The sequence below is a fragment of the Neglectibacter sp. CSJ-5 genome (genome assembly GCF_032490475.1).
GTDB lineage: Bacteria > Bacillota > Clostridia > Oscillospirales > Acutalibacteraceae > Hominenteromicrobium > Hominenteromicrobium mulieris.
Genome location: NZ_JAVYJC010000008.1, coordinates 1 through 16,455, shown reverse-complemented (window position 1 = coordinate 16,455; position 16,455 = coordinate 1). Strand labels below are relative to the sequence as shown.

At 54.3% G+C, this 16,455-nt stretch carries 13 protein-coding genes and 1 rRNA gene; 9 read left to right on the top strand and 5 right to left on the bottom strand.

What is annotated here, in order from left to right; all coding sequences use genetic code 11:
• The first annotated feature begins 42 nt into the window (after positions 1–42).
• Together R2K26_RS13475 and R2K26_RS13470 are read left to right on the top strand one after the other, a co-directional pair.
• Positions 43–396: a glycosyltransferase gene (locus tag R2K26_RS13475; protein ID WP_308449971.1), complete on the top strand. Its 354-nt coding sequence runs from the start codon at positions 43–45 to the stop codon at positions 394–396.
• Complete coding sequence (locus R2K26_RS13470) at positions 393–4,109, top strand: InlB B-repeat-containing protein (RefSeq protein ID WP_316522587.1); 3,717 nt, start codon at positions 393–395, stop codon at positions 4,107–4,109. The genes R2K26_RS13475 and R2K26_RS13470 overlap by 4 nt, the downstream gene beginning before the upstream one ends.
• Before the next feature lie 140 nt (positions 4,110–4,249).
• Here R2K26_RS13470 and R2K26_RS13465 read toward each other — a convergent pair whose 3' ends face one another.
• The 5 genes from R2K26_RS13465 to R2K26_RS13445 form a co-directional block, all read right to left on the bottom strand.
• A complete protein-coding gene (locus tag R2K26_RS13465; RefSeq protein WP_316522584.1) occupies positions 4,250–5,566 on the bottom strand; it encodes an FAD-dependent oxidoreductase in 1,317 nt (438 codons plus the stop codon).
• Between the two features lie 216 nt (positions 5,567–5,782).
• Positions 5,783–6,748, bottom strand: coding sequence for a peptide-methionine (R)-S-oxide reductase MsrB (gene msrB, locus R2K26_RS13460; protein WP_396897257.1), 966 nt, complete (start codon positions 6,746–6,748; stop codon positions 5,783–5,785).
• A gap of 250 nt (positions 6,749–6,998) precedes the next feature.
• Positions 6,999–7,979: a TlpA disulfide reductase family protein gene (locus R2K26_RS13455; RefSeq protein ID WP_316522574.1), complete on the bottom strand. Its 981-nt coding sequence runs from the start codon at positions 7,977–7,979 to the stop codon at positions 6,999–7,001.
• Between the two features lie 20 nt (positions 7,980–7,999).
• The gene (locus R2K26_RS13450) at positions 8,000–8,884 is read right to left on the bottom strand and encodes a 4Fe-4S binding protein (protein WP_316522986.1); all 885 of its coding nucleotides are present in this window, start codon (positions 8,882–8,884) and stop codon (positions 8,000–8,002) included.
• 25 nt (positions 8,885–8,909) lie between these two features.
• Positions 8,910–9,056, bottom strand: a complete 147-nt coding sequence (locus R2K26_RS13445) for a CD1871A family CXXC motif-containing protein (protein WP_316522571.1) — start codon at positions 9,054–9,056, stop codon at positions 8,910–8,912.
• Positions 9,057–9,192: 136 nt separating this feature from the next.
• On the opposite strand from R2K26_RS13445, the gene R2K26_RS13440 reads away from it, so the two are divergent.
• From R2K26_RS13440 to R2K26_RS13410, 7 genes are all read left to right on the top strand, one after another.
• Positions 9,193–9,870, top strand: coding sequence for a response regulator transcription factor (locus R2K26_RS13440; RefSeq protein ID WP_308449966.1), 678 nt, complete (start codon positions 9,193–9,195; stop codon positions 9,868–9,870).
• Positions 9,867–11,006: a HAMP domain-containing sensor histidine kinase gene (locus R2K26_RS13435; RefSeq protein ID WP_316522566.1), complete on the top strand. Its 1,140-nt coding sequence runs from the start codon at positions 9,867–9,869 to the stop codon at positions 11,004–11,006. Before R2K26_RS13440 ends, R2K26_RS13435 begins: the two co-directional genes overlap by 4 nt.
• A gap of 434 nt (positions 11,007–11,440) precedes the next feature.
• The gene (locus R2K26_RS13430) at positions 11,441–12,028 is read left to right on the top strand and encodes a hypothetical protein (protein ID WP_316522564.1); all 588 of its coding nucleotides are present in this window, start codon (positions 11,441–11,443) and stop codon (positions 12,026–12,028) included.
• A 652-nt stretch (positions 12,029–12,680) separates the two neighbouring features.
• Complete coding sequence (locus R2K26_RS13425) at positions 12,681–13,235, top strand: hypothetical protein (RefSeq protein WP_176821187.1); 555 nt, start codon at positions 12,681–12,683, stop codon at positions 13,233–13,235.
• Positions 13,236–13,354: 119 nt separating this feature from the next.
• Positions 13,355–14,026, top strand: a complete 672-nt coding sequence (locus tag R2K26_RS13420) for a lactate utilization protein (RefSeq protein ID WP_316522560.1) — start codon at positions 13,355–13,357, stop codon at positions 14,024–14,026.
• 1 nt (position 14,027) lies between these two features.
• Entirely contained in the window at positions 14,028–15,449 is a 1,422-nt protein-coding gene (locus R2K26_RS13415) for an MATE family efflux transporter (RefSeq protein ID WP_316522557.1), read from the top strand.
• Between the two features lie 687 nt (positions 15,450–16,136).
• A 16S ribosomal RNA gene (locus R2K26_RS13410) occupies positions 16,137–16,455 on the top strand; the annotation flags it as partial.

Sequence of the window (16,455 nt, the reverse complement as noted above, 5' to 3'; positions counted from 1 at the left end):
AGGCCACAGTTTCAGACAAACCGGAGAGGAGGGTCAAACTGTATGTACGATACCGCAAGACGGGTCGCACTCGTCCGGCAGCGGGTACGGAAAAACACCCGCCGAAGGCAGCAGCATGGTATATACGGACTGAGTGCCGCGTGTATGCTGCTGTTCGCGGTGCTGATGCAGGCGATAAGCACGGTCGTCAGGCCGGGACAGACCGCCGCATGGGGCGTGTTCGGCGCGATGCTGCTGCGCGAGGATGCGGGCGGCTATGTGCTGGTGGCTGTTGTATCCTTTGCCGCTGCGGCGGCAATCACCGCGCTGTGCATGCGGTTCAGGATCAGAGAAAACCGGAAAAAGGGCGGGACAGGCAAGCCGGACCCGCAGGAACAGGAGGGAAAAACGACATGAAGAAACGAATACTCAGCATTCTGCTTCTATGCTGTATGGTGCTGACTATGATGCCCGCGACTGTCTTCGCGACGGATGGAGAGGTTGCCGCACGCGCATCGGAAACGGGCGGTTTGTTCGAACACCACCCGGAGCATGACGAGACCTGCGGCGCAGACCCGGCAGGGGCATCCGATACTATGATGCTAAAAACGAGGAGCGGGGCAGTCCGTCCCGCTGCCACCCAATACACCTATACGCTGCATTACGATGCCAACGGCGGCAGCGGCGCGCCGCCAAGTCAGAGCGTGATTAGCTCGGAATTTCATGTATGGGTCCCCATATCGGACAAAATTCCGACCCGTGACGGATATACCTTCATGGGTTGGGCGAATTCTCGGACTGGTAAGCCGATATATGGCGGAAACGGCGGTTATACCGAGTGCCTGGTAGTACATGGGTATGATATGAGCACAACCATCTATGCCATATGGGAGGCGCACAATCATAGCTGGGGCGAATGGACCTCCAACGGCAAAGGAACTCATAAGCGCACCTGCGCCACGGACAGCAGCCATACCGAAACGGGCAACTGCTCCGGCGGCAAGGCTACATCCACGGAGAAGGCTGTTTGCGAAACCTGTAATACGGCTTACGGAGAGCTTTTGCAGCCTGCCAAAACGGTCATCACCACCCCGCCCACGCTGCGCCTTCCGGCCTATGTCGGCAATGAGTACACCGACAAGGCGCTCATGGGCGGCGAAGCGAAGGCCGAGGGGACGGACACCGTTGTTCCCGGCACGTTCGGCTTCAAGTATTATGAAGGCGGCAGAGTACACCCGGGCGAAAACCGCATGGTGATCCTCTTTACCCCCAAAGATACGGAGGCATACACCACGGCGGAATGTATCCTTACCGTGGTGGGGACAAAGCGCACGATCACAAGAGTCCCGGACGACGTGATCATCACGGACAAGCCCATTGGCACGGCGTTTGAGGATCTGGGGCTTCCCCTTTCCCCTTTCGGCGTCAAGGTTGAGACCAACACCGGCGCGAGTTACAGTCCCGTGCCCGTGACATGGGACGGCTCCACCTATGACCCGAACAAATATGGCGAGCAGATCATTACCGGCGAGCTGCATGTTGAAAAGAGCGGCTTCACGGATGGGCTGGAGCCGACAAACACGGTCAAGGCAACCGCCAGAATAACGCTTATTGACGACCGCGTCTTTACGCCCACGCTGGAGCCGCCCACCTATTCCAAGCAGCTCTACGGCGGAGACCTGTGCTTCCTTGTGTTTGCCGATAAATATCTCTCCGGCGGAACGGCCACGGTGAACGGCGAAACGGTTTCCGGCAAATTCACGCTGGACAAAGATCAGAAAATATACGGACATTCCTTGACGGCGAGCACGCTATTGCAGGCGGGGCAGCTGCAACTGAAGATCATCTTCACGCCCGACAACCTGAAGCGGTATAACAAGGCGAAATGCACCGTTGATGTGAACGTCGTTCCCCGCACATTCAAGGAGACCAGGGCCGGACACATTACCAATGAAAAATTCGGAACGCCATTTGAGGAGCTGAATCTCTCGGATTCATTCAGCTTTTATGCGGTGGGCGATGAAAAAGATCCCGAGGGAACAGGGATGGACTTCGGTATGAATGTCGTCACCTCATGGGACAGCTCGACCTACGACCCCAATTCGTTTGAGGAGCAGACCATCTACGGCGAAGTCAACCGCGCCGAATTGGAGAAGTATTTCACCATACCCGATGGCACCGACCTCCGAGCCGTGAGAAAGGTTCAGCTGCAGCCTGACCCGGCCGAGACGGAGATCACGCAGCTGCCCGTATTCCGATGGAAGAACGGCGATTTTACGTTGCCCGACAACACCATATTCACATGGCGAAAGCTTCAGGTGGGAACCTACAACGGTGAAGTCGGCACGCTCGTCGGCGGCGTGGCGAAGGTCAAGGGTACGGATACCGTCGCCCCCGGCACGTTCTCCTTCAAGAATACCCCGCCGTTCTACCTCCAGACTCCGGGTGAACACGATGTGACGGTGGTATTCACGCCGGACGACCTGCGTCTCCACAAGCCGACGGAGATTACCATCAAAATCAACGCCATCAAAAACACCATCGGGAATATCGATGAACCGGATCCCATTACCGATAAGCCGTTCGGCACGCCCTTTGCAGAGCTCGGCTTGCCGGAAAATGTGTGCATCAATGCCGTTGACGGCGCATGGCGCTGGGTCGACGTGGCATGGGATGAATCGTCCTATGATGCGGAGTCCGTGGATTGGCAGACCATCACCGGCACGCCGGTGCTTAGCGAAGATGACGGAGACATCTTTCAGCAGCCGGAGCCTGCGGTAACAGCCGCGATTCGGGTGAAGCTTATCGATAACCGACCCCCTATGCCGCCGACAATCGTCGCGGAAAGCCTGCCCGACGGCATGGAAGGCGAGGCTTACAGCAGCCGCTTGACCGCCAAGGGTACCGCGCCCATCACATGGAGCATTGTGAGCGGCGTCCTGCCCGAGGGACTTAGCCTAAACGAGGACACAGGAGAGATAAGCGGCACGCCCGCCGGGGAAGGGACCGAGGTCTTTACCGTCATGGCGGTAAACGATTTGGGTGAAGATATTAAGGAGTTTTCCATCACGATAGTCAAGGCTCCCGAGACGGAATACGCCGTCACCGTCAGGGACGACGGTCACGGCACGGGCAGCGCGGATCCCGCCTCGGCGACGGCCGGAACGGAAATCACCCTGACCGCTGCGCCAAACGCGGGCTACCATTTTAAGGAGTGGCAGGTTATGAGCGGCGACGTGACGGTAAGGGACGACAAGTTCACTATGCCCGGCAGCGATGTGGAGGTCAAGGCTATCTTCGAGGAAGATGCGCCGCCTACGCCCACGGAGTACACCGTCACCGTGATCAGCGGCGGCAACGGCACGGCTTCCGCCTCTCATGCAAAAGCCGTGGCCGGAACGGAAATCACCCTGACCGCTGCGCCAAATGCGGGCTACCATTTTAAGGAGTGGCAGGTTATGAGCGGCGACGTGACGGTAAGGGACGACAAGTTCACTATGCCCGGCAGCGATGTGGAGGTCAAGGCCATCTTCGAGGAGGATGCGCCGCCTGCGCCCACGGAGTACACCGTCACCTTTGACGGCAACGACGGTACGCCCTCTGTCGGCAGCATGACCACCACCAATCAGAAGCTGACCTCTCTGCCCGATGCTTCCCGCACCAAGCACAGCTTCGACGGCTGGTACACCGAAAAGAGCGGCGGCACAAAGATTACGACGGATACCGTGTTCTCTGCAAATACCACTGTCTACGCCCACTGGACGCATACCGGCGACAACAATCCGCCCGTCAACTACTACACGCTGCGCTTTGAAACAGGCGGCGGCAGTGCTATTCCCGGCGTGCGGGAAATGTACAATACCCGCATTGATTTGACCAAGTATGTTCCCACTCGGCACGGGTATACCTTTGTCGGCTGGTACAGCGAACAGAGCCTTGTGAACAAGGTCTCAGACATTTATCTGACCGGGGATACGACTGTGTATGCCGGCTGGCGCGCGGTTACAATCCCGCAGACCGGTGACAGCAGTCAAATGGGTTTGTGGAGCACCGCGCTATGTGTATCTTTTGCCGGATGCGTTGCACTGATTGTATGGAAAATCAGGCGGCGGGAGAAAAAATCACTGTAAATCCTCAAAAAGTAAAAGTCTTATCTTCAGGGGCGCGGGCAAATAACCTGCGCTCCATACTATTTCCCAAAAGCAGTAAGGTGGCTGCCCTTTAAAAGGACAGCCACCTTTCTCTGTGCTGGTGGATGATGATTTCTATATCACTTATTTTCCGAAGGATTCAACACACCGTTCTGCAAAAGAATGGCTTGCAGGTCCGCAACGTTCACATGACGGGGCTCAATGCCTTCCTTAGCACACATTGCTGCGGCTGTACCGGCGGCCTGTCCCATGTTTGCGCAAATTGGCATTACGCGATAGTTGGAGTGTGCCATGTGCGTACCGGAAATGTTTCGCCCTGCCAGCAGTAGCCCATCAAGTTTTTCAGGAACTAGACAGCCATACGGAATCGTATAGAAAGTCGGTTTGAATGCGTCTTGCGCGCCGGTGGCATTCAGTCCGCTGCCGCTCATATTATGGACATCAAAGTTGAAGCTGGCGTAGGTGACAGCCCAGTCCGGGAATGCTCTTGCCTGACGAATATCATCTTCCGTAATGGTTGCTAAACCCTTGAAGTGCCGCGTTTCACGAACGCCAATCAGTGCGGCAGAAGAAAGAAGATAGCAATTTTCATAGCCAGGTACATACTCATGCAGGAAGTTCAAAATCGGCTGCAGCTGTTGGCGGCAGACCAGTGTTGCGCGTGCAAGCTCGGCAGCATTCGTGCCATCTACTTCGATGCAGTTGGTCATATTGCAGGTGACAACCCCCGGCAGTGAAGTGCGGTACAGTAAAACGTGGCCTGCAGGGAACGGAAGATGTTCCTTTCCAAGCGTCTGCACTTCACCGGCAGGAATCTGAATGGTATCCTCAAAATGCGACGGGAAAATGGCTCGTTCATAATCCACGCCGCCAACTTTAAACATCAACGAAACTGGTTGCATAGCGCCATCGGTTTCACGACCTTTGATGAAATCGGCCCCTGCGCGGGCGGCAATATCACCGTCACCACTGGCATCAATGACAACTTTTGCCAGTACGGCTTGGCGGCCAGATTTGTTTTCAATGACAACGCCTTTCAACTTGCCGTCCTCAACGATTGGATCTGTAGCGATGGTATAAAGCAAATAGCGGGCATGCGATTCTTCCAGCATTTCCAGCAGAACGGTTTTCAAGCGCTCCGGGTTAATAATCTGGCGCAGGTAGGTATCGCCAGCCATGGCATCGGGGTCGGGATAATCAGCGGAACGTTTCAGAATTTCCTCATAGATACCACCTTTGGTATTTCCAGTCCAGTGGCTCATCATGCCCTCTGTGGCAATGCCGCCCACTTCACCCATTTGCTCAATCAACAGGGTGTCTGCACCCTGACGGGCGGCAGAAATTGCTGCGGCTACACCTGCAGGACCGCCGCCCAAAACGACTACATCTACAGAATAACTGACTGGGATTTCACGAGCTTTTTCATTGTACATCATGTTAAATCCTCCTTGCACGGAATTGTAGAGAAAAAAGACAGAATTGTGAAGAAACACAGCCTTGCGGTCTGATTTACTTCTGTCTGTAGTCATGATACAACAGCTTGTCGAAAAAGTCCAGTGGAAGCTGGGCTTTTTCGACAAGCTGCAGTAAGGTGGCTGCCCTTTAAAAGGACAGCCACCTTACTTTTCTGCTTGATGTGTATGCACCTGAAATCATTTCTCAAACAGGTACAGGAGGTACCCGTAGCCCTCGGCCTCCATTTTTTCATAGGGGACAAAGCGCAGGGCCGCACTGTTAATGCAGTAGCGCACGCCATTGGGGGACTCCGGATCGCCGGTGAACACATGACCGAGGTGGGAGTCTCCGGCGCGGCTTCTGACCTCCGTGCGGCGCATCCCGTGGCTCAGATCCTCTTTTTCTACCACGGCGGGGCCCTCGATGGGCTTTGTAAAGGCGGGCCAGCCGCAGCTGCTCTCGTACTTATCCGTGGAGGAAAAGAGCGGCTCACCGGTCACGACATCCACATAAATGCCCTTTTCAAACTTGTCCCAAAACTCGCCCGTGAAGGCGCGCTCCGTGTCGTTCTCCTGCGTGACGCGGTACTGCTCCGCCGTCAGCTTGTCCCGGATGGACTCTGCCGCGGGCTTCTGATAGTCGCCCGGGTCGATGCGCAGTTTGGAGAAGAGTTCCATCTCCGCGCGCGGGATGTGGCAGTAGCCGTTCGGATTCTTTTCGAGGTAGTTCTGGTGGTATTCCTCGGCGGGATAGTAGTTCTTGAGCGGGCCGATCTCCACGAAGAACTTCTCGCTGCGGCCGCGCTCGATCTCCGCGATGCGCTCCACCGTCTCCTTCGCACTTTCGTTGGTGTAGTAGACGCCGGTCTGATACTGGCTGCCCATGTCGTTGCCCTGCTGGTTTTGTACCGTAGGGTCGATCACATAGAAGTAGGCCAACAGCAGCGCATCGAGGCTCACCTGCTCGGGGTCGTATTCCACCCGCACGGTCTCCCGAAAGCCGGTCTCGCCCTTGCAAACGGTCTTGTAATCGGCGTCCGCCTCGCAGGTGCCGTTGGCGTAGCCACTCTCGGCATCGATGACACCGGGGATGGACTGCATCAGCTGTTCCATGCCCCAGAAGCAGCCGCCCGCCAGATAGATGACATTTTCTGTGGTATCCATATAAGTGATCTCATCGTCGGACCGGTCAAAGGCCGATCCGTCCATGGTTGCTTCCTGTCCGCTTTTTTCCTTCGGCACAGTCTGCTGCCCGGCGGCGCAGCCGCCCAGCAGCAGAACCGAAGCGAAAAGCAGGGCCAATACGCTTCGATACATCGCTTTTCCTCCTTTCAGGGGAATCAGGGCTTACTCCGCCCCTTCGCCCGCCAAGGGCAATGCAATGGCGCGCAGCAGGCACTTTTTAAATCTCGGGTCAGCCTGCGTCGGCGGCGAGCGCCTTGTCAATCTGGGCTTGCAGCGCCTCCGCTTGATTTTTTTCCGTGATGGCGCCTACGATGGGGTCGCCCACGATGTTGCCGTTGCGGTCAACCACATAAGTGGTAGGATAGGCAAAGATGTTGGTGGTAAACTTTCCCGCCTCACCATCGGAGTTGAAATACACATTCTGATAGGTAGCGCCCTTCTTGGCCAGTACATCCTTTGCTTCGGAAATTGCCGCTTCGTCGCCGTCCAGCGTGAAGGTGTTGACGCCGATGAGGGAGCCGCCCTTCTCCGCAAGCTCCTTGTTCAGTGCGTCCAGCTCGGAAAGCTCGCCCACGCAGGGATTGCAGGTTGTGAACCAGAAATTCACCACGGTGACGGCGTTGGCAGAGAACAGCTCGTCACTTTTCACCGTATTTCCATCCAGGTCCTTGCCCTCAAAGGTGGGGAATTTCTGCATGCTGCCGTCATCGGATTTCTGCATACTGCCGTCATCGGGCGGCGTGGTCATGTCGTTGCCTGCGGGCACGCTCATAGCGCCATCCGTAGATTCCTGTGCTGCCTCAGGGTACTTTTCCTCAATCATGGTCAGCTGGGTTTCAATGTCGCGGATCTTCTCCGCCCCCTCCTTGAGCAGCTTCAGCTCATCCTCCGTAAACTGATCCTTGGCGGATTCGATTGTACTGAGCAGGAAATCACCGTAGTTTTTGCCGTCCTCCTGCATGGTCATGCCCTTGTCGGCTGCCATGAATACCTTTTCCCAAAGGGCTTTGTTCTCTGAGAGAATGGTGTTTTCCTGCGCCATCAGATCTTTGTGCATGGCAACCGCTTCCTCGGCATTCTTCGGTTCGCTGCTCATTCCGTCCGTTTTGTCTCCGTTCTTTGTGCCGCAGGCTGTCAAAGACAGCATCATCAGGGCGAGAAGCAGCAGTGCCAGCAATCGGCCGGCCGTATTCGTTCTATTCGTTTTCATCTGTTTTTTTCTCCTTGTTATTATTGTTTATTATTTTCTGCGGCTTTTTTTGCCGCCTTTGTTTTATCTTTACCGTCTCCGAAGCCGTAACGGAAGCGCACGGCGCCCGTCGGACAGGTGCGTATGCACATTCCGCAGCGGATGCACTCGGTATGGTTGGGCGCTTTCGTTACGTCCACATCCATCTTGCAGGCTTTGGCGCATTTTCCGCAGGATACGCACTTGTTTTTGTCCACCTTTATCTGAAAGAGAGATACCCGGTTGAACAGTGCGTAAAACGCCCCCAGCGGACAGAGCCACTTGCAGAAGGGGCGGTAGAATACCACGCTCAGTACGATTACTGTAAGCAGGACGCCGAATTTCCATGTAAACAGGCTTCCCAACGCCGACCGGATACCGGAATTGGCAAGGGACAGCGGGATGGCTCCCTCCAGCACGCCTTGTGGGCAGAGGTATTTACAGAAGAACGGGTTGCCCATGCCTACATCGTTTACAAGGAACGCCGGCAGCAGGAGAACCATCACCAGCAGTACAGCGTACTTGAGGTATCGCAGGGGCTTGAGTTTCTTTGTGGAGAACTTCTTTGTGGGAATTTTATGCAGCAGTTCCTGAAACCAGCCGAAGGGGCACAGAAAGCCGCAGATAAAGCGTCCCAGCAGGACGCCGAGCAAAATGAGAAAGCCTGTGATATAATAGGAAAAACTAAACTTGGAAGAACCCACTACCGCCTGAAACGCCCCGATGGGACAAGCGCCGGAGGCTGCCGGGCAGGAATAGCAATTCAGCCCGGGCACACAGACGGTTTTCCCTGCGCCTTGGTACAGTTTGCCCTTGAGAAAGTTCGGCAGGTGCAGGTTGGTCAATAAAGCTGCCCCTGCCTGTATCCAGCCGCGAAAGCGGGACATAATCTGTGACGCGCCCGAAAACTTCTTACCCAATGCCTACACACTCCAAACATAATTTAATCGCTTTGCTCAGTACCGTCGCGGCCTCGCCGCGCCATGCGCCGAAGCACAGCATGGCGATACCCACAACCAGCAACATGGCCTGCGCCGCTGCTTTTTTTGCACAGCTCAATTTTATCACCCTTTCGCTTTTTCTGCCATCATCATAGCACAGGGAAGATAAAATCCCTGTTAAGAACGAAAATTTAATGCAAATCTTATCTGCTTTTGCTATAATAAAGAAAAAGGAAATGAAAAGGGGGACTCTTATGCACCTTTTGGTAATTGAAGATGAACGTGCCCTATGCGAGACGATTGTCCGCAGTTTGCGGCGCTTGGCATACAGCGTGGACTACTGCTACGACGGGGAAAAGGCGCTGGAACTTCTGGGTGTGGAGCGCTACGATTTGGTACTTCTTGATCTGAACCTGCCGGGAAAGGACGGCATGACCGTGCTGCGCACCTTGCGGCAGACAGACCGCGAGACGCGGGTGCTGATTCTCTCCGCGCGCGGCGAGGTGGAAGACAAGGTTGAGGGGTTGGATGCCGGGGCCAACGACTATCTTGCAAAACCCTTTCACTTGGCTGAACTGGAGGCCCGCATCCGCAGCCTGACCTTGCGGCAGTTCACCCAGCAAGCCGTGTTGCTGACCTGCGGGGAGCTGACGTTCGACACACGCTCCCGCACCGCTGCCGTCAACGGGCAGCCCCTGACACTCACACGTAAGGAGACAGGCATTCTGGAATATCTGATGGTGCATCAGGGACGGCCTGTGAGTCAGGAAGAGCTGATGGAGCACGTCTGGGATAACAGCGTGGACAGCTTCAGCAATTCTATCCGGGTTCATATCTCCGCCCTGCGCAAGAAGCTTCGCGCCGCGTTGGGGTTTGACCCCATCCGTAATCGCATCGGCGAAGGCTATTTGATGGGAGGAGAGGAAACATGAAGCGACTTTCCTTGCAGTGGCGCATTACCCTGATGACTGTTCTGCTCATCGGTGTCACCTGTGTTGCCATGAATCTACTGCTCTGTTCCTCCGGTGTGTACTATATGGACACAATCGCGGACACCTTACAGGGAGGCGACACGGTTATTATGAACAGTGAAGGCGCAGAGAGCTTTAATCCGCAGCTCGTAACGCCCGATGAGGATCTGACCATCGTTGTCAACGGAGCGCAGGGGCGCTTTCGCATGACCAACTGGTATATTACGGCTGTGGTGACACTGCTTAGCGGCGTTCTGGCCTATTTTGTCAGCGGACGCGCCCTCAAGCCGCTGCGCAGCTTTGTGTCTCAGGTGGAGAAGGTGCAGCTGAACAACCTGGCGGATATGCGGATTAACGAGAATGTTCTGCCGGAGTTTCGGCAGCTGAGTTACTCTTTCAATCAGATGCTGGAGCGGTTGGACAACGCCTTTGCCGCCCAGCGGCAGTTCACCGGCAACGCTGCCCACGAACTGCGCACGCCGCTGGCGCTGATGCAGGCGCAGTTGGAGCTGTTCTCCGCGGAGCATCCCGATATGCTGCCGGAAACGGCGAAGTTTCTCGCACTTTTGCGGGAACAGACGGAGCGACTAACACAGATGACCAAAACGCTGCTTGAAATGAGCAATTTGCAGCAGGTGGCGCGAAATGAGCAGATTCAGCTTGCCCCGATGGTCGAGGAGGTCTTCACAGATCTCGCGCTTTTGGCAGAAAAGCGCAATATTACGCTGGAGATGGAGGGAGACGGCTTCCTCATCGGCAGTGATGCACTGATTTACCGACTGCTTTTTAACCTGACGGAAAATGCAGTCAAGTACAACCGTTCGGGCGGCTCGGTGAAGGTTTCTGTTACGCAGGAGCCGGAAAAGCTTCTAATCCGCGTTTCCGACACCGGCTGCGGCGTCCCGGAGGAATACCAACAGAGCATCTTTCAGCCCTTCTTCCGGGTGGATAAGTCCCGCAGCCGGGAGTACGGCGGCGTTGGGCTGGGGCTTTCTTTGGTGTGGGAGATCGCCAATCTCCACGGTGGTTGCGTCCGGGTGGAGGAGAGCTCGAAGAAGGGCACCACGATTGCGGTGGAGCTGCCGGTACAGGGATAAGGCACTCGAAATCTCCGGTGAGCCATTCGCGGAATACGAGCAAATTTAGAAAAAGCAGCGGTTTTGCGATGAACAGAAGGGAAAGTGATGAACACATGAGAATCTTATATGAGCTGTCTTGGTTATGAGAAATGCTGGGCATTGCGCTTGCTGCTGCGGCTGTCTGCGTGACTTGCGCCGCACTGATTTGCAAAGCAACGAAGAAGCGACCCAACAAAAAAATGCTGGCAGTCGTAGGGACGGCGGCATTTGCCGGTGCAATTCTGGCAGTCCTTCTGATTGCGCGGACACCGATGCCGCTTTGAAGATATTTAATTCTTCGGCAGCTTGGTCGACAACACGAAGAAGCCTGCCGACACAATTTGTAATCGGAGAATATATAGGCTGTCAAAAAAACTCATGCTTTCAAGCGGTGAAAGCATGAGTTTTTTAGTGTGCCGGTATGGACAGCCGCTGATGTGGTCGGCTTTTTACCTGCGATTCCATTAAATGTGTCGTTTTTTAAGGAGCAGGGCGAGCGCCGCGAGGCTGCCTGCGCAGAGCGTCAGCCAAAGTGCGGGGGCAAAATCATCGCCCGTTTTGGGGTGGTTCGTCGGGCTTGGGGTTGCGGTCGGCACGGCAGTCGGTACGGCTGTGGGAGCTGCCGTAGGTGCCGCCGTTGGTTCCGCTGTGGGCGTGGCCGTCGGTTCTGCGGTTGGGGTTCCGTGGGCTCCGCTGTCGGCGTGGCCGTCGGTTCCGCCGTGGGCGTTGCGGTGGGCTCTGCCGTTGGCGTAGCTGTTGGTTCCGCAGTAGGCGTTGCTGTGGGTTCAACGGTAGGCGTTGCTGTGGGTTCAACGGTAGGTGTTGCTGTGGGTTCAACGGTAGGTGTTGCAGTCGGCTCCGGGGTCGGGGTCAGCTCGGGCGCGGCGATGGTGAAGGTGGTATTCAGCCCGTCTCCGTCGCGTGCCAGAGACAAGTCCTTGACGGATGTACCGGAAGACGAAGGGTACTTTACGGAGCCTGTTACGGCTGTTACTTTATAATTTCCCGGCTCTAACGTGTAGGGAATCAAAATGCTTACCCGTGTAGAAGCTGGCAATATGTCATCATCCTTGTCAAAATTTACATATGTGAATGTCGGATCCGAATCTATCACCGCACCTTTCAGTACGGTTGTATCGCCGGTATCTGTATTTGTAACGGTGAAGGACGTATCATCCGCAAGCGACAGATCGTTGATGGTTATATTCCGTGACGGTTGAGTACTGGCTCCTTTGGATACGAGCAGTGTAAACCCAATGCGCAGCTGCCCGCTGGTGGGTCCCGGCTGTCCCGATGCTGCGCCTACGATCACCACATCATCATATTGACAGCCTGCCACTGAGAGCAGAGCGAACAGCAGAATGAACACGACTCCGATTTTTATACCCTTGTTTTTCACGGCGTTACCTCCTTATAAATTTGAACGGTGTTTGTTGTGCTCATTATACCATGACATAGCGTGAACGTCAATTAGAATATGCTTAGAATTTATTCATTTTTATTTTACAGCGGGCAAAATTTTCCGTTGCAGCGGGCAAAACGGTTTTTCTTGCAAATGGGTGTTGCTATCTGCCGTGGGGTATGGTAAAATCAAGCTGTATAACCCGTTCTATAATAAGAAGAACGAGGAAAAAGAGAGGATTGGTTCAAATCATGAAAAATATAAAAAAGCTGCTGGCTGTTCTGCTGGCCGCGCTGCTGTGCGTATCTGTGACGGCCTGTGCAAACAACAGCTCTTCAAGCACGGCGGTCGCAACGCTGGAGACGTCTTCTACGGCGAGCGAAGGCGAGACCGCGGAGAGTACCGACAAAGACCCTGCGGGCTATGATGATGATATTCAGGGCCTTTGCAAGTATCTTGAAGACTGCAAGGTGGCAGCGGGCGAAAAGGTGCAGATGTCTTACGACGTCATCGGCGCCGAAAACGGCTATAAATATGTATACCGCTACGCAGATTCCGCTGTGCAGCTTGAAGTGTATGAGTTCCCGGCGGAGCTTTCCGAGACCGCTAAGGCGCTTCAGGACGCTGTGCGCGCAGACGGCACGTTTAAGGTGCTGGATAACACCGTTCCGGGTTATCTTTCCAACGACGGCCGCTTCCTTTTGATCTACACCGACGCGAAGTCGGAAAAGGAAGACGCGAACAAAACACACAAGGAGCACGTTCTGGAGTGCTTCAATACGTTTGCGGACGCAAAGGCAAAATAAAAATTATAGGGGGCGGAAAGGCATGTGCTTTTCCGTCCTTAGTGCTTTCTTATTTTAAAAAATCGGCGGCGGTTAGGCATAAATGGGCATGAAACGCGCCGAGAGGGGAGTTGTACACCATGAACACACAAGATACCGTGCACCGCAAAAGCGCCGCAGAGCTGCGTATACGGCGCGTGATGGACGCACTGGAGAAAAACAACATGCAGGCGTATTATGCGCCCACGTGTGCGGACGCCGTAAAAATCGCAAAAGAGCTGCTGCAGCCGGGCGATGTGATTTCCTGCGGCGGCAGCGTGACGCTGGATGAGACCGGCGTGATGGATTTAATGCGCTGCGGGGACTATGAATTTTTGGACAGAACAGCCGCGAAAACGCCCGAGGAACGCGAGAAGCTGTACCGCGAGGTATTTTTCGCTGATGTGTTTTTGACGGGCACAAACGCCGTTACGGAGCACGGAGAGCTTTATAATGTAGACGGCAACGGCAACCGCGTGGCGGCGATGCTGTTCGGCCCGAAAAAGGTGTTGGTTTTTGCGGGGTGTAACAAGATTGTGCGCGACATAGACGATGCTGCAAAGCGCGTGAAAAGCTGTGCAACGCCCGCAAACGCCATGCGGCTGAATTTGGACACGCCGTGCACGCACGGGGCATGTCCCGGCACGGACGGAGAGCTGTGCGCGGGTTGCCGCTCGGAAAATCGCATCTGCGCGATGTACACGGTTTTGGCACGCCAGCGCGTGAAGGGCAGAATTCATGTGATTTTGATCGGTGAGGAGGTCGGTTACTGATATGAAAGAAAAGATACAGGCTTTTATGGCAAAACGGCAGGCAAAAGGAAAGCGGTCCTACGAGATCGACATGTGTAACGGCCCGCTGCTGGGCAAAATTCTGCGCTTTGCGGTGCCGCTGATGCTTTCCAGCGTTTTGCAGCTGTTCTTTAACGCGGCGGATATTGTGGTGGTCGGCCGCTTTACCGGCCACACGGCACTGGCGGCGGTGGGCTCTACCGGCGCGCTTATCAATTTGCTCATCAACGTGTTCATCGGCCTTTCCATCGGCACAAACGTGCTTGTGGCGCGCTATTACGGCGCACAGGATGCAAAGCAGCTGAGCGAGACCGTACATACCTCTGTGCTGACAAGTCTTGTGAGCGGCGTTATATTGATTGCCGTGGGCGTTGCGTTTGCGGAGCCGCTGCTGACCCTGATGGGCACCCCGGAGGACGTTTTGGGTCAGGCGGCGCTTTACATGCGCATATACTTTGTGGGCATGCCGGCGATGATGCTGTACAACTTCGGCGCGGCGATTTTGCGCTCTGTGGGCGACACAAAGCGCCCGCTGTACTTTTTGACCATTGCGGGCGTTGTAAACGTCATTTTGAATCTGTTCCTCGTCATTGTGTTCCATCTCGGCGTGGCGGGTGTTGCCATTGCGACGGTCATTTCGCAGGTGATTTCTGCGGGACTTGTGACCATCTGCCTGATGAAAACGAACGCTTCTTACCGTTTGGAGCTGCATAAGCTGCATATCTATAAAGATAAGTTTTTCGGCATGATGCGTGTCGGCCTGCCGGCGGGCATGCAGGGCGCGGTGTTCTCCATTTCGAACGTGCTCATTCAGTCCTCTATCAACTCGTTCGGCTCCACCGTTATGGCGGGCAGCACGGCTGCGGCCAACATTGAGGGCTTTGTGTACGTTGCGATGAACGCGTTTTATCAGACGGCACTGTCCTTTACCGGGCAGAACATGGGCGCGAAGAAATACGACCGCGTGGCGAAAATTCTGCGCATCTGCATTTTGTGCGTGACCGTGACGGGCGTTGTGCTCGGCTGCGGCGCGTATTTGCTGGGCACACCTTTACTTTCTATATATACGTCTGACCCGGAGGTTATCCAGTACGGTTTGGAGCGTATGCTCATTGTGTGCGTACCGTACTTCCTTTGCGGCATTATGGACACGCACGTGGGTGTTTTGCGCGGCATGGGGTATTCGATTATGCCGATGATTGTATCGCTTACAGGTGCGTGTGCGCTGCGTGTGGTGTGGATCCTGACGGTCTTCCAGATGCACCGCACGCTGTTTATGCTGTTCCTCTCGTATCCGGTGACGTGGATCGTGACGGCGGCCGCGCATTTTGTGTGCTATCTTATCGTGCACCGTAAGATGATGGAAAAGGCGAAAGCGGAGCAGGCCGAGGCGGCAAAAGCATAAAGTATACTTATATATAAGAAGAAACGCGTTGTGGGATGACCGCAGCGCGTTTTTCATCTTCAACTTCACGGCGATTTTACGTGTTTTAAAAACCTTTTTCGGATAAAATCAGAAAGATTATGAGGAGATTCAGAAGTGAAAGGACACTGATGCGCCAGATATATAAGAAGATGTGCTTGAAGCTTTGGGGTACAGAGAGGGGCTTTTGCAACTTTAAGACCACCTTTTCAAAAACTTTTTCTTGATTTTTTCAAAAAAATTTCGTAAAATAGTTTGCGTAAGCCATGTATATGGGCATGTAAATGCAAAAATGCCCATTCGAAGATACACTATATATTGTACTTAAATCAAAGCACAACATATAGATGTAGTTTTTCGAAAAAAACTTAAAAAAACTTTCAAAAAAGTGTTGACAAAAGGGGTTGTACGTGGTATTATAGTCTAGCGCTCGAGAGAGACGGCAAAAAACTGAAAGCGAAAAGCTTGAAAGGAAAGCCGCTTGAAAGAGAGCACAGGACCTTGAAAATTAAACAACGAGAGAAAGAATGGAACCTGTAATTTCTTTGAGAGACTCAAAGAAACTTACGAGAAACAGAACTCAACAAATCTGTGACGAACGTCAGAACGACGTTATGAGCGAATTAAAGCTCTGAAAAAGGTTTGAACGCGAAAGCGTTTAGATACAATTTTTTAGAGAGTTTGATCCTGGCTCAGGACGAACGCTGGCGGCGTGCCTAACACATGCAAGTCGAACGGAGTTGAAAAGAGCTTGCTTTTTTCAACTCAGTGGCGGACGGGTGAGTAACGCGTGAGTAACCTGCCTTTCAGAGGGGGATAACGTTCTGAAAAGAACGCTAATACCGCATAAGATTGTAGTTTCGCATGGGACAGCAATCAAAGGAGCAATCCGCTGAAAGATGGACTCGCGTCCGATTAGATAGTTGGCGGGGTAACGGCCCACCAAGTCGACGATCGGTAGCCGGACTGAGAGGTTGATCGGCCACAT